At 67.4% G+C, this 13,207-nt stretch carries 19 protein-coding genes; 16 read left to right on the top strand and 3 right to left on the bottom strand.

Features of this window, described 5'->3' with window-relative positions; genetic code table 11:
* Window positions 1-13: 13 nt before the first annotated feature.
* The gene (locus BCM27_RS19485) at window positions 14-490 is read right to left on the bottom strand and encodes a hotdog fold domain-containing protein (protein ID WP_004020556.1); all 477 of its coding nucleotides are present in this window, start codon (window positions 488-490) and stop codon (window positions 14-16) included.
* 405 nt (window positions 491-895) lie between these two features.
* Here BCM27_RS19485 and rpsJ point away from each other — a divergent pair, with 405 nt between their 5' ends.
* The 13 genes from rpsJ to BCM27_RS19420 all read left to right on the top strand — a co-directional run bounded on the left by rpsJ (window position 896) and on the right by BCM27_RS19420 (window position 8,693).
* Window positions 896-1,201, top strand: coding sequence for a 30S ribosomal protein S10 (gene rpsJ / locus BCM27_RS19480; protein WP_003938093.1), 306 nt, complete (start codon window positions 896-898; stop codon window positions 1,199-1,201).
* Window positions 1,202-1,220: 19 nt separating this feature from the next.
* Window positions 1,221-1,877 (top strand): 50S ribosomal protein L3, encoded by a 657-nt coding sequence (gene rplC, locus BCM27_RS19475; RefSeq protein ID WP_004020555.1) that lies wholly within the window; start codon window positions 1,221-1,223, stop codon window positions 1,875-1,877.
* Window positions 1,877-2,578, top strand: a complete 702-nt coding sequence (gene rplD / locus BCM27_RS19470) for a 50S ribosomal protein L4 (RefSeq protein WP_004020554.1) — start codon at window positions 1,877-1,879, stop codon at window positions 2,576-2,578. Before rplC ends, rplD begins: the two co-directional genes overlap by 1 nt.
* A gap of 1 nt (window position 2,579) precedes the next feature.
* A complete protein-coding gene (gene rplW, locus BCM27_RS19465) occupies window positions 2,580-2,885 on the top strand; it encodes a 50S ribosomal protein L23 (RefSeq protein ID WP_004020553.1) in 306 nt (101 codons plus the stop codon).
* Window positions 2,886-2,915: 30 nt separating this feature from the next.
* A complete protein-coding gene (gene rplB / locus BCM27_RS19460) occupies window positions 2,916-3,752 on the top strand; it encodes a 50S ribosomal protein L2 (protein WP_004020552.1) in 837 nt (278 codons plus the stop codon).
* A 17-nt stretch (window positions 3,753-3,769) separates the two neighbouring features.
* Window positions 3,770-4,051: a 30S ribosomal protein S19 gene (rpsS, locus tag BCM27_RS19455; protein ID WP_004020551.1), complete on the top strand. Its 282-nt coding sequence runs from the start codon at window positions 3,770-3,772 to the stop codon at window positions 4,049-4,051.
* Entirely contained in the window at window positions 4,051-4,461 is a 411-nt protein-coding gene (gene rplV / locus BCM27_RS19450; protein WP_004020550.1) for a 50S ribosomal protein L22, read from the top strand. Before rpsS ends, rplV begins: the two co-directional genes overlap by 1 nt.
* A 2-nt stretch (window positions 4,462-4,463) precedes the next feature.
* A complete protein-coding gene (rpsC, locus tag BCM27_RS19445; RefSeq protein WP_004020549.1) occupies window positions 4,464-5,270 on the top strand; it encodes a 30S ribosomal protein S3 in 807 nt (268 codons plus the stop codon).
* A 3-nt stretch (window positions 5,271-5,273) separates the two neighbouring features.
* Window positions 5,274-5,690, top strand: a complete 417-nt coding sequence (gene rplP / locus BCM27_RS19440; protein ID WP_004020548.1) for a 50S ribosomal protein L16 — start codon at window positions 5,274-5,276, stop codon at window positions 5,688-5,690.
* On the top strand, window positions 5,690-5,923 hold the full coding sequence (gene rpmC, locus BCM27_RS19435) for a 50S ribosomal protein L29 (RefSeq protein ID WP_004020547.1): 234 nt from the start codon (window positions 5,690-5,692) through the stop codon (window positions 5,921-5,923). The genes rplP and rpmC overlap by 1 nt, the downstream gene beginning before the upstream one ends.
* Window positions 5,920-6,210 (top strand): 30S ribosomal protein S17, encoded by a 291-nt coding sequence (gene rpsQ / locus BCM27_RS19430; RefSeq protein WP_004020546.1) that lies wholly within the window; start codon window positions 5,920-5,922, stop codon window positions 6,208-6,210. The genes rpmC and rpsQ overlap by 4 nt, the downstream gene beginning before the upstream one ends.
* A 123-nt stretch (window positions 6,211-6,333) precedes the next feature.
* Window positions 6,334-7,593: a sensor histidine kinase gene (locus BCM27_RS19425; protein ID WP_004020545.1), complete on the top strand. Its 1,260-nt coding sequence runs from the start codon at window positions 6,334-6,336 to the stop codon at window positions 7,591-7,593.
* Window positions 7,590-8,693 (top strand): hypothetical protein, encoded by a 1,104-nt coding sequence (locus tag BCM27_RS19420; RefSeq protein ID WP_004020544.1) that lies wholly within the window; start codon window positions 7,590-7,592, stop codon window positions 8,691-8,693. Before BCM27_RS19425 ends, BCM27_RS19420 begins: the two co-directional genes overlap by 4 nt.
* Before the next feature lie 2 nt (window positions 8,694-8,695).
* Here the strand turns inward: BCM27_RS19420 and BCM27_RS19415 are convergent, their stop codons facing one another.
* Window positions 8,696-9,076 (bottom strand): GNAT family N-acetyltransferase, encoded by a 381-nt coding sequence (locus BCM27_RS19415; RefSeq protein WP_004020543.1) that lies wholly within the window; start codon window positions 9,074-9,076, stop codon window positions 8,696-8,698.
* Window positions 9,073-9,570, bottom strand: coding sequence for a phosphoribosyltransferase (locus BCM27_RS19410; RefSeq protein ID WP_004020542.1), 498 nt, complete (start codon window positions 9,568-9,570; stop codon window positions 9,073-9,075). Before BCM27_RS19410 ends, BCM27_RS19415 begins: the two co-directional genes overlap by 4 nt.
* Before the next feature lie 365 nt (window positions 9,571-9,935).
* On the opposite strand from BCM27_RS19410, the gene BCM27_RS26120 reads away from it, so the two are divergent.
* The 3 genes from BCM27_RS26120 to BCM27_RS19395 are packed head-to-tail and all read left to right on the top strand — an operon-like array spanning window position 9,936 to window position 13,052.
* Window positions 9,936-11,357, top strand: coding sequence for an ATP-binding cassette domain-containing protein (locus BCM27_RS26120; protein ID WP_004020541.1), 1,422 nt, complete (start codon window positions 9,936-9,938; stop codon window positions 11,355-11,357).
* Between the two features lies 1 nt (window position 11,358).
* Window positions 11,359-12,186 (top strand): ABC transporter permease, encoded by an 828-nt coding sequence (locus BCM27_RS19400; protein ID WP_004020540.1) that lies wholly within the window; start codon window positions 11,359-11,361, stop codon window positions 12,184-12,186.
* Window positions 12,186-13,052, top strand: a complete 867-nt coding sequence (locus BCM27_RS19395) for an ABC transporter permease (protein WP_004020539.1) — start codon at window positions 12,186-12,188, stop codon at window positions 13,050-13,052. Before BCM27_RS19400 ends, BCM27_RS19395 begins: the two co-directional genes overlap by 1 nt.
* Window positions 13,053-13,207 lie beyond the last annotated feature (155 nt).

Here is a 13,207-nt window from a genome sequence, read left to right as displayed (position 1 = left end):
GGGTGGGGGGCGACTACGTCGGGGTCACCCAGGTGGTGATGTCGCAGTGCACGACCTCGACCCCCTTGGTGTCGACGATGCTCACCGACACGGTGACGTCGGTCCCGGCGGTGATGGCGCCGAAGTCCACGGGTTCGGCCAGACGGGCCTCCGCGGTCAATCGCGTCGTCGCCTTGGTCAGGTAGCTCGTCTGCATCGCCTTGGGGATCCAGCGGTGGGACGTGGGCGTGGTGGCCTCCATCAGCATCCCCATCGCGGCCTCGGCCAGGTTGCACGCCGCGATCGCGTGGAAGGTGCCGATGTGGTTGTGGACGCCGAACCAGTTGGGTGCGGTGACCTTGCAGTAACCGGGCTCCATCTCCTGCACGAGCGGCAGGACTGTGCCGAAGTAGGGCACCCTCGCGACCATTCCGAGGGAGAACAGGACGTTGCCGAGCGGGTTCGCGGGCAGCTTCTTACGCAGGGCGAAGGTGGGATTCGTGGAACTCATGGCGGTATCTTACTCATGAGTCAGTTCGGCGTGCCCCGCCGGCGTCCGATGTGGATTTGATCGTGCTCCCGACCTGATGCATACTGTTCGGGTTGCCTTGACCGGCGGACGCAGGTTGTGCCATGTGCCAGATCTGCGGTCGCGGACAGGTGAATGACTCCCAGGCCCGGTCTACGGGGACTGGGCGTGTAACGCGTGCCCCGATATCGGTTCACGGTCCCGACACGCCCGACCGCGGGTGCCGGAGCAAACCGGCTCGTACCAGGTACGAGCCAACGTACAACGACAGATGAACAGCGTCGATTGCCGTATCTCACACGGTGGTCATGTGCTCAGCCGGCGAGAGGTCGGTTCCGATCACGCGGTGTTTGTCTGTCGAGAACAACTGACGGAAGAGGACACAGCGTGGCGGGACAAAAGATCCGCATCAGGCTCAAGGCCTACGACCACGAGGCGATCGACGCTTCGGCGCGCAAGATCGTGGAGACCGTGACCCGTACCGGGGCACGCGTCGTCGGCCCGGTGCCATTGCCCACCGAGAAGAACGTGTACTGCGTCATCCGTTCGCCGCACAAGTACAAGGACAGCCGCGAACACTTCGAGATGCGTACCCACAAGCGACTCATCGACATCCTCGACCCGACACCGAAGACGGTCGACGCGCTCATGCGCATCGACCTCCCGGCCAGCGTCGACGTCAACATCCAGTAGGACGGGGGCGAGATACATCATGAGCAATCAGAGTTCGACCAAGGGCATCCTGGGCACCAAGCTCGGCATGACCCAGGTCTTCGACGAGAACAACCGCGTCGTCCCGGTCACTGTCATCCAGGCCGGCCCGAACGTGATCACCCAGCTCCGCAGCGCGGACCGGGACGGCTACACCGCCGTCCAGCTCGCCTACGGCGCGATCGATCCCCGCAAGGTGACCAAGCCGGTCGCCGGCCAGTACAGCAAGGCCGGGGTCACCCCGCGCCGGCACCTGGCCGAGATCCGCGTCAACGACATCAGCGAGTTCGAGGTCGGTCAGGAACTGACCGCCGAGATCTTCGCCGACGGCGCGCTGGTCGACGTCACGGGTACCTCCAAGGGCAAGGGCTTCGCCGGCGTCATGAAGCGCCACGGCTTCGCCGGTCTGGGCGCCAGCCACGGTGCCCACCGCGTGCACCGCGCACCGGGCTCGATCGGTGGCTGCGCCACCCCGGGTCGCGTGTTCAAGGGCATGCGCATGGCAGGCCGCATGGGTAACGACAAGGTGACCACGCAGAACCTCACCGTCCACAAGGTGGATGCCGAGGCCGGTCTGCTGCTGATCAAGGGAGCGATCCCGGGTCGCAAGGGCGGCATCGTGATGGTTCGCGACGCAGTGAAGGGTGGTGCCCAGTAATGAGCAACACAGCGAGCACCGAGACCGCGACAAGGTTGACGCTGGACGTCAAGACCGCCGACGGCAAGACCAACGGAACCGTTGACCTGCCCGCCGCGCTCTTCGACGCACCGGCCAACATCGCGCTGATGCACCAGGTCGTCGTGGCCCAGCAGGCCGCGGCACGCCAGGGCACGCACTCCACCAAGACCCGCGGCGAGGTCCGCGGCGGTGGCGCCAAGCCGTACCGCCAGAAGGGCACCGGCCGTGCGCGCCAGGGTTCGACCCGTGCGCCGCAGTTCGCCGGCGGTGGCACCGTCCACGGCCCGCAGCCGCGTGACTACAGCCAGCGCACCCCCAAGAAGATGAAGGCGGCCGCACTGCGCGGCGCGCTGAGCGACCGCGCTCGCAACGAGCGCATCCACGTGATCACCGAACTGGTCTCCGGGCAGAAGCCCTCGACCAAGTCGGCACGCCAGTTCCTGGAGAGCCTCTCCGATCGCCGCAAGTTCCTGGTCGTCCTCGGCCGCGAGGATCTCACGGCGTGGCTGAGCGTGGCGAACCTGCAGAACGTGCTGCCGATCGCGCCGGATCAGCTCAACACCTACGACGTCCTGGACTCGGACGAGGTGGTGTTCAGCGTCGAGACGCTCAATGCCTTCATCGAGCAGAACACGGCGGATGCCAAGGCTGCCGTCGAGAAGACAGCAGAGGAGGCCTGACATGGCGACCGTTGCCGACCCGCGCGACATCATCCTGGCGCCCGTGATCTCGGAGAAGTCCTACGGGCTCATGGAGGACAACGTGTACACCTTCCTGGTGCACCCGGAGTCCAACAAGACCGAGATCAAGATCGCGATCGAGAAGATCTTCGGTGTCAACGTTGCCAGCGTCAACACCGCGAACCGACAGGGCAAGCGCAAGCGGACCCGCTCCGGCTACGGCCAGCGCAAGTCCACCAAGCGCGCCATCGTGTCGCTGACCGCAGACAGCAAGCCCATCGAGATCTTCGGGGGCTCGGTCAGCTGACCGGGGCGCCCAGAGAAGGACTAGAGACTCATGGCTATTCGTAAGTACAAGCCGACGACCCCGGGTCGTCGTGGGGCCAGCGGCTCCGACTTCGCCGAGGTCACCCGTGACCACCCGGAGAAGTCGCTGGTGCGTCCGCTGCACGGGCGTGGTGGCCGAAACGCTCACGGCCGCATCACCACTCGTCACAAGGGTGGCGGCCACAAGCGTGCCTACCGTCTGATCGACTTCCGTCGTAACGACAAGGACGGCATCAACGCCAAGGTCGCTCACATCGAGTACGACCCGAACCGCACCGCGCGGATCGCGTTGCTGCACTACGTCGATGGCGAGAAGCGCTACATCATCGCGCCCAAGGGCCTGAAGCAGGGCGACGTCGTCGAGAGCGGTTCGACCGCCGACATCAAGCCCGGCAACAACCTGCCGCTGCGCAACATCCCGACCGGTACCCAGGTGCACGCGGTGGAGCTGCGTCCGGGCGGCGGCGCGAAGATGGCCCGCAGCGCGGGATCGTCGATCCAGCTGCTGGGCAAGGAAGGCACCTACGCCACCCTGCGTATGCCCTCCGGCGAGATCCGTCGCGTCGACGTGCGCTGCCGCGCCACCGTCGGCGAGGTGGGCAACGCCGAGCAGAGCAACATCAACTGGGGCAAGGCCGGCCGTATGCGCTGGAAGGGCAAGCGCCCGACCGTCCGCGGTGTCGTGATGAACCCCGTCGACCACCCGCACGGCGGTGGTGAGGGCAAGACCTCCGGTGGTCGCCACCCGGTCAGCCCGTGGGGCAAGCCCGAGGGCCGCACCCGCAAGAACAAGGCCAGCGACAAGCTGATCGTCCGTCGCCGTCGTACCGGCAAGAACAAGCGATAACAGGAGGAGGTAAGAGAATGCCACGCAGCCTCAAGAAGGGCCCGTTCGTCGACGACCACCTCCTGAAGAAGGTGGATGTCCAGAACGAGAAGGGCACCAAGCAGGTCATCAAGACCTGGTCCCGTCGTTCGACCATCATTCCCGACTTCATCGGCCACACCTTTGCCGTCCACGACGGACGCAAGCACGTGCCGGTGTTCATCTCGGATTCGATGGTCGGGCACAAGCTGGGCGAGTTCGCCCCCACCCGTACCTTCAAGGGTCACATCAAGGATGACCGGAAAGCGAAGCGCCGGTAATGACTACGCAGACCGATAATCCGACAGCAAAGGCGACCGCCAAGTTCGTGCGCGTCACGCCGATGAAGGCTCGTCGTGTCCTGGACCTGGTCCGCGGCAAGAACGTGGACGAGGCCCTCGACATCCTGCGGTTCGCGCCGCAGTCGGCGTCCGAGCCCGTGTACAAGGTCCTGGCAAGCGCCGTCGCCAACGCGGAGAACAACCTGGATCTGGATCGCCGGACCCTGGTCGTCGCCACCGCATTCGCCGACGAGGGGCCGACCCTCAAGCGCTTCCAGCCGCGCGCACAGGGTCGTGCGTTCCGTATCCGCAAGCGCACCAGCCACATCACCGTGGTCGTGGAGAGCTTGCCGGAGAAGGCAGCCGGCGGCCGTGGCCGTTCGCGTCAGCCGAAGAAGAAGGGAGCCTAGTAGTGGGCCAGAAAATCAACCCGCACGGCTTCCGTCTGGGCATCACCACCGACTGGAAGTCGCGGTGGTACGCCGACAAGCAGTACGCGGACTACGTCAAAGAGGATGTCGCCATCCGCAAGCTCCTCTCCACGGGGCTCGAGCGGGCCGGCATCGCGAAGGTGGAGATCGAGCGCACCCGTGACCGGGTCCGCGTCGACATCCACACCGCGCGTCCGGGCATCGTCATCGGTCGCCGTGGCGCCGAGGCCGATCGCATCCGCGGCGACCTGGAGAAGCTGACCGGCAAGCAGGTCCAGCTGAACATCCTCGAGGTCAAGAACGCCGAGTCCGAGGCCCAGCTGGTGGCCCAGGGCGTCGCCGAGCAGCTGAGCAACCGCGTGGCGTTCCGCCGCGCGATGCGCAAGGCGATCCAGTCGGCGATGCGTCAGCCGAACGTGAAGGGCATCCGGGTCCAGTGCTCGGGTCGTCTGGGCGGCGCAGAGATGAGCCGCAGTGAGTTCTACCGCGAAGGTCGCGTGCCGCTGCACACGCTGCGTGCCGACATCGACTACGGACTCTACGAAGCCAAGACCACCTTCGGCCGGATCGGCGTGAAGGTGTGGATCTACAAGGGCGACATCGTCGGTGGACGTCGTGAGCTGGCCGCGGCCGCTCCGGCAGCCGAGGATCGCCGTCCGCGCCGGCCCAGCCGGCCCCGGCGTAGCGGTGCCTCGGGCACCACTGCGACGAGCACCGACGCCGCTCGCGCGGCCGAGGCCGCTCCCGCCGAGGCCACTGCTGGTGCGGCTGAGAAGCAGGAGGGCTAGGCCATGTTGATCCCACGTCGGGTCAAGCACCGCAAGCAGCACCACCCCAGCCTCAAGGGGCAGGCCAAGGGCGGCACCAAGGTGACGTTCGGCGATTACGGCATCCAGGCTCTGGAAGGAGCGTACATCACCAACCGTCAGATCGAGTCCGCTCGTATCGCGATCAACCGGCACATCAAGCGTGGCGGCAAGGTCTGGATCAACATCTTCCCGGACCGCCCGCTCACCAAGAAGCCGGCCGAAACCCGCATGGGTTCGGGTAAGGGTTCGCCCGAGTGGTGGGTCGCCCCGGTCAAGCCGGGTCGCGTGCTGTTCGAGATGACCTACCCGAACGAGGAGATCGCTCGCGAGGCCCTGCGCCGCGCGCAGCACAAGCTCCCCATCAAGACCAGGATCGTGACCAGAGAGGAGCAGTTCTGATGGCACTCGGAGTTGCTGCGAACGAGCTTCGTGAGCTCAACGACGCTGATCTGGTCGATCGCCTGAAAGAGTCGAAGGAAGAACTGTTCAACCTTCGGTTCCAGATGGCCACCGGCCAGCTCGACAACAACCGTCGCCTGCGGACCGTGCGTCGCGAGATCGCGCGTATCTACACCGTGATGCGCGAGCGGGAGCTGGGCCTGGCGTCCGGACCGGATGGTGATGACGCATGAGTGAGGACCAGAAGGTGACCGAAACCCAGACCGAGGAGCGCGCACGCCGCAAGGAGCGCATCGGCTACGTGGTCAGCGACAAGATGCAGAAGACCATCGTGGTCGAGCTGGAAGATCGTAAGAGCCACAAGCTCTACGGCAAGATCATCCGGACCACGAGCAAGGTCAAGGCCCACGACGAGAACGGCGATGCCGGCGTCGGCGACCGTGTGCGGATCATGGAGACCCGCCCGCTGTCGGCGACCAAGCACTGGCGCCTCGTCGAGGTGCTGGAGAAGGCCAAGTAGGCCCTCGCCCAACGAGATCTACCGCCACCGGCCCGTTCCCTGTAGGGAGCGGGCCGGTGTTGTCGCAAGTGGACTCACCAGAGGATTGACCGGCGGAGCCGAGGGGTGTGAGGGTGAGATGCGATGCCCACCACCGACCTCGCGAGCGGCCACTCCCGCCCCCGACCAGCCTGGGTCCGGCGCGCTTTCGAATCCGACTCCGCGGAGCCGGATCTGGACCGTGTCCGCCGTGTGGGCGCCCGGTTCCTGGGTCTGGGATTGATCGGCTACCCGGTGGTTTCCGCCGCGTCGATACTCGCCTCCGCTCCACTCACAGACGCCTGGTGGGCTCCGCTGAGCATCCTGCTGTCGGTCGGCCCCGGAATCCTGTTGATCGCGGCCACCTTTCGGCCGGGCACGGCATGGCTCACCCCACTGGCCCTGACCTCGTGGGTCGGCTACGTCCTGGGACTCGCGCTGTGGTTCGTGGCCTGGAACGGTACGACCCTGGCCGATCCGGACGAGTCGGCCCAGTGGATGGTCGCCTTCTGCGGCATGCCGAGCATGGTGCTGATGCTCGTGCGTCCTCGTCTCGCCGTGGTCGCCCTCGTCGTGTCCTCGACTCTCGCCCATCTCTCCCAGCAGTTCGGCCGGTTCGGCGAGGTGACGTCGGACGCACCGATGGAGATCCTGTGGTCGTTGATGTTCACCGGCGTCTTCCTCGCGGTCGTGCTCGTGGCCACGCGGACGGGGCGCGAACTCGACGAGACGCGCGAGGAGACCTACCGCACTGCGGCGAATGTCGCCGCCGCCTCGGCGCGCGAGGTGGAGAAGGAGCGATTCGACGCCATCGTGCACGACCGGGTGATCGCATCCCTTCTCGCCGTCCGGGCCGGGCGTCCCGACGATCGGCTGGCAGCGCAGGCGACCTCGGCGCTCGAGGAACTCGCCCGGGTGCCGGGGGCGGACGGTCCGGACGCCGCGACGGACATCGAGGTGATCCGGCGCATCCGGTCGGCCGCCGCGGACGTGTCGGAACGATTCGACGTCGAGGTCGTGGGTGGTGACGCGGACGGCCACGACGTGGGGTCCGGGTCGGCCACGTATCCGGCCGAGGTGCTCGACGCGGTCGTCGAGGCGATGTCGGAGGCGTTGCGCAACGTCGTCCGCCATGCCGGAGACGATGCCGAGTGCGCTGTCATCGTCCGGTTCGAACCCGACTCGCTGAGCATGGCGGTCGTCGACAACGGGGTCGGGTTCGATCCCGAGACGGTGGCGGCGGGCCGGCTCGGCATCGCCGTCAGCATCCGTGGACGTCTCGCCCGGCTACCGGGCGGCCATGCGCGGGTGCAGAGCCGAGCGGGTCGCGGGACCACGGTGCAGATCCTGTGGGAGCGGCCGTGAGACGCGACTGCACGCGGGGAGCCGACGGTGCCGATCGCGGCGAGGTGGTCAACGCGTTCGGGATCGGCTCGCGGCCCCTGTGGCTGATGATGGGCATCTTCGCCTGCGGATATTTCGTCGTCACGCTGTACGCCGGCTCGACGGTCACCGGGTGGTGGCAGTGGATCGGGTTGTTCGCCGGGTTCGTGTTGTTCGTCGTGGCGGGGGTGACGATTCTCGACTCCCCGGGCGATCCGCTGCCGGCGCCGACGACCCTCGCCGTCGCCGGTCTGGCTGTCGCGGCAGTGGCGTCGACGCTGTTCTCGTTGCCGTTCCCACCAACACACGTGATGCAGACCGGGCCCCCGATGGGGGCATCGGTGATCATCCTGGCCTTCGTCGCGGTGCGCGGCCGCCCGCTCGCCGCCTGGCTCGCCAGCGGGTGCATCTCGATCATCGCGACGGTGTGGGGCGCGGTCTCGACGGCGGGCGCGCTGTGGGGACTGTCGATCACCCTGCCGGGTTACGCGATCATGATCATGGGTTCGCTGTTCTCGGTCATGCTGCGCCCGATGGCCCGGCAGATCTACCAACTGCGGGAGGCCAGCGAGCGTCAGGCGGCGCTCGACGCCGCGGCGGCGGCGTCGACCGAGGTCCGTGATCGACGGCTGGCCGCGCTCGACGAACGGGCCCGCCCCGTTCTCACCCGCATCGCCCGGCGCGAGTCCTTCAGCGCGGACGAGGTGGTCGTGGCCCGTTTGCTGGAGGCGCAGCTGCGCGACGGCATCCGTGCCGCCGGGCTCGACCTCCCGGTGGTCCGGGATGCGGCCTGGCGCGCCCGGCAGCGCGGGGTGCGGGTTGTCCTGCTCGACGACGGTGGGTTCGCCGCACTGGACGAGACGAGTGCGGCGACGGCGCGCGAACGGCTGGCGCCGGCCGTCGCCGCCCTGCTGGACGAGGTGGACGACGGTCGGGTGACGGTCCGCATCCAGCCACCGGGGCGCGATGTGCTCGCGTCGGTGGGGGTGGACGCCGGCCATCGCACCGACCGGATCGAGTTCGACCACCGCATGATCATCTCGGCCGATTCGGCGCGGGAGACGCCTGCGTCGGGCGGGTGAGGTCAGGCGGCGCCGCTCCGCAACCATTCGAGGACGGCGGGTGTCACCGGTGCGGTGGCGTCGGCGTACTCCGGGTGTTTCTCGAGGAACGCGGCCACCAGCGGACACACACCCACGATCGTGAGGTCGCGTGCGCGGGCGTCGTCGAGGGCTTCGCGCACCAGGATCGTCGCGAGGCCGCGTCCGCCGAACTCGGGGTCGACCTCGGTGTGGAAGAACACCCGCGCGGTCGTCGGGGCGTCCTGGGTGCCGGAGACACGGTCGCGGTATTCGGCGAATCCGGCCAAGGCCTCACCGCCGGGCGCGTCGACGTGGATGTCGTACCGGCGTTCGGCGGGGTTGTCGCGCACCGTGGTCTCGGCGCCGGTCTTGTCCGCGGTCATCGCTGCACCGCCACGATCGGGCCCTGCACGGACCAGGGGAAGTTGATCCACTTGTCGGTGGTCCGCCAGGTGTAGTCGGGCACCGTGATGGTGTGGGGCTTCTTGTAGAGCACCGCATTGCGCACCTCGGCGACCCTACCCTGCTCCTGGCAGAAGTCGTTGACCAGTTTGAGGGTCTTGCCGGTGTCGGCCACATCGTCGACGACGAGAACCCGCTGATCGGTGAGGCCGCTCGATTCGAGAAGCGACGGCAGCATCACCGGTTCGGACAGCGTCTCGCCGACCCCGGTGTAGAACTCGACGTTCAGCGAGATCATCAGCTTGCAGTCGAGTGCATAGGCGAGAGCGCCGGCCGGGATCAGGCCGCCGCGGGCGATGCCGAGGATGATGTCCGGGACGAATGCGTCGTCGGCGACCTGCTGGGCGAGTTCGCGGCAGGCCACGCCGTTGAGCTCCCAGGTGAGGACCTCGCGCTCGGGGGAAGTGGTGGTCATGGGAACACTCTTCCAGAGCGTGTGCGGTGGTGGGTGCCGTAGTCGATGTCGGCCCGGATGTGGACGCGGTCGCGTCGTGTCGTCGGTCGCTCGATACACCCCAGGTGTGCATCGGACACGGCGGAGGCCGCGAAAGGCCACGTCATCCGACTGTCCCGGACCGGGCGTAACCATCCGACCCCGAGCGCGCGACATATTCGTGGAGGACAGACCGAGTCAAATTCGTCGGGAACTCTGATTCGTGCGTAAGTTTGTTGTCGTGGATGCCTAGCGTCAGATCCTTGTCGCCGTCCCATTGATGGCCGACGACGTGCGACGCTCCGGCTGTCCATGTGCCGCCCTGTTGTCGACGCGTAGAGGAAGACATGTCCGAGGCCAGTGGTCAGCGACCGTCCGTCGCCTCCTACGCGCCGCGTCACCAACGGCAGGATGCGCCTCTCGAGCCGCTGCCCGAAGATCCGTTCGTGCTGCCGGACCCGGTCGAGGAACAACTGCGACGCTGGCGCGCCGAGCGCTCTAACCCCTCCGCCGCCACCGTCGACGACGATGTCGAGTCGGGCGAGTCCTCGCCCAACGGCCATGTGACGGTCGCGCCCGCGGACGGGACAGCCGCCGACTCACCGCAGGGTCCGTCGGCGGCCGCGCGCGCATACTCGGCCCCGTCCGCGCCGCGCCCGCCCGTCGAACGAAACGGACAACTCATCCAGCCCTCACCGAACGGCGCACCGGGACAGGTGGTTCCGCAGTGGCAGACCACCCCGATCGAGGGGTCAGAGTCGCAGACGGTCGCGATCCCGGTTCCGGAACCCGTGCGGGAACCGGCGCGTGGTGACTCCGCAGCCGTCGCCATCGAGGCAAGGAACCTGCACAAGAAGTTCAAGGACATGGTCGCGGTAGAGGACGTGAGTTTCACCGTCCCCGCGGGCAGCATCGTCGCGTTGCTCGGTCCCAACGGCGCCGGCAAGACCACGACGGTGAACATGCTCTGCACCCTGCTCAAACCCGACGGCGGGAGCGCCACCGTCAACGGCCACGACGTCGCGCACGACGCGGCGTCGGTCCGGAAGTCGATCATGCTCACCGGCCAGTTCGCCGCACTCGACGAGGCGCTGACCGGCCGCGAGAACCTGGTCTTGTTCGGCAGGCTCCTCGGCCTCGACAAGACGGCCGCTCGGACGCGCGCCGACGAACTGCTCGATGCGTTCTCGCTCACCGATGTCGGCGGCAAACGCGTCCGCGAGTACTCGGGCGGTATGCGCCGCCGGATCGACATCGCCTGCGGGCTGGTCACCGCGCCCAGGATCGTGTTCCTCGACGAGCCGACCACGGGACTGGATCCGCGCAGCAGGCTGGAGGTGTGGTCGCTGGTCGAGAAACTCCGCGATTCCGGTGTCACCATCCTGCTGACCACCCAGTACCTCGAAGAGGCCGACGTCCTGTCCGACAACATCGTCGTGATCGACAAGGGCCGGGTCATCGCCGAGGGAACCTCCGACGAACTCAAGGCGTCGACCGGTGCGGCCTACTGCGAGGTCACGCCCACCGATCCCGCCGACCGCGCCCGACTTCGCGAGACCCTGGCCGACCTCATCGGCGACCACGTGCAGAACGCCGACGACCACTTCGTCGCGGTGCCGGCGCCCGATGGTCCGGAGACCCTCGTCGAGGTCATCCGCCGCACGGCATCCGCGGGTATCCCGCTCTCCGACGTCGCGATGCGTCGGCCTTCGCTGGACGAGGTGTTCCTGGCGTTGACCGATCCACGGCGGGACCGGAGTTCCACCTGACATGACGACTTCTGACGTACTGCGATCGGGGTCGACGTCGGGATCGGCGACGACCGCGCTGATCGAGCCGCGGGTGCGACCCCTACAGCAGTGGTGGGCGCTGTCCGGGCGCGGGATCTCGAAGGTGTTCCGCGGCGGCGAGGTCATCTTCGCCTTCATCTCGCCGGCCTTCCTCGCGGTCTGCTTCTATCTCCCGTTGCGCAGCATCGTCGAGGTCGCACCCGGCATCAACTACGGCCAGTTCCTGATGCCGATCATCGTGCTGCAGTCGGTGAACTTCGCCGCGTCCTCGGCGGCGATGCGCGCGGCCTTCGACGGCGTACAGGGGATCAACACCCGCTTTCGGGTGATGCCGATGTCGCCGGTGATCCCGATGCTGGCGCGGACCGCGACCAACGGTGTGCTGCTGGTGATCTCGCTCACCTGTGCTGCCGTCGCCTGTCTGATCATCGAATGGCGTCCGGGAGGTGGACTCTGGGGCACCGTCGGCTTGTTCGGTCTGGCCTTCCTGATCGGAGCCCTGTTCTCGTGGGCGGCCGACGGTCTCGGGCTCGTCGCCGGCAGCCCGGAGGCCACCAGCCAGGCCCTGGCGCTGCCGACGCTGATCCTCGGCATGATGTCCACCGGATTCGTACCGCTCGAGCAGTTCCCGGAGTGGATTCAGCCGTTCGTGCGCAACCAGCCCATCTCGCAGTTCGCCGATTCGATGCGCGCTCTCGACGCCGGCACCGCGACCTGGCACCAGTTGCAGCCGTCGTTGTGGTGGTGTGCGGGGCTGGCCGCGACCGCGTTGCTGTTGCTGGCCGTCAGCACGCGGAGGACCCGCTGATGAGCGCCGCCGGGGCGGGCGTCTCCACCGGGGAACAGACCGCTCAGCGGCATTTCCTGACGAGCGCGGCCACCGATGTGCCGACGGAGTCGTCGTTCCGGGCATGGTGGCGGCAGAGTCTCCCGCTGGCGGGCCGGCAGATCGTGGTGTTCGTCCGCGATGTCCCGACGCTGATGCAGGCACTGCTCTTCCCGGCGCTGAGCATGCTGATGTTCAAGGTCGTGCTCGGCGACGCGATCGGCTCGGCGACGGGTCAGAACAGTGCCTACGGCACAGTGCCGCTGGTGATCCTCGTCGGCGCGATGTTCGGTTCGATCGCCTCGGCGACCCGCCTGAATCGGGAACGGGCGACCGGGCTGCTCGCCCGGCTGTATGTGCTGCCGATCCACCGGGCGGCGGACCTCACCTCGCGGGTGATGTCGGAACTGGTGCGCATCCTGGTGACGACGCTCATCCTCCTCGCGGCCGGCCATCTCATCGGTTTCCGGTTCACGCAGGGTCTGGGTCCGGCGATCGGGCTCGTGCTGGTCGCTCTCGCGTACGGCACCGCCTTCGCGACCCTGACGCTCGCACTCGCCGTCAGCGCGCGCCCGGGTGCGCCGATCGTGCCGTATCTCGGTCTGGCCTCGAGTCTGCTGATGTTCTTCAACTCCGGATTCTCCCCGATCAGTGCTTATCCGGGATGGCTGCAACCGATCGTGGCGAATCAGCCGATGACCCCGGCGATCGAGACGATGCGAGCGTTGGCCGCGGGCGGACCACTTGCGGAGAATCTCACGAAAGTCGCTGTTTGGACCGTGCTGATTCTGGTCATTTCCATTTATCCGGCTCTTCGCGGTTATCGGAAAGCCGCGAGGGATCGATGACCACGAACCGATCCCATACCGTCGGGGTAACGAATGACACCCGATATGGCCCCGATGCGGCCGATGCCGATCGGGCCGTCACCCCTCGGTGGGGCATCGATGCTGGTCAGCGGCTTGTGAGCGGCGGATGGCGGTACGCGGGCGCGGGCAGGTCA

It is taken from the genome of Gordonia terrae (assembly GCF_001698225.1).
Taxonomy (GTDB): Bacteria; Actinomycetota; Actinomycetes; order Mycobacteriales; family Mycobacteriaceae; genus Gordonia; species Gordonia terrae.
The sequence above is the reverse complement of the archived record's forward strand: the minus strand, read 5'-3'. Positions and strand labels throughout refer to the sequence as shown.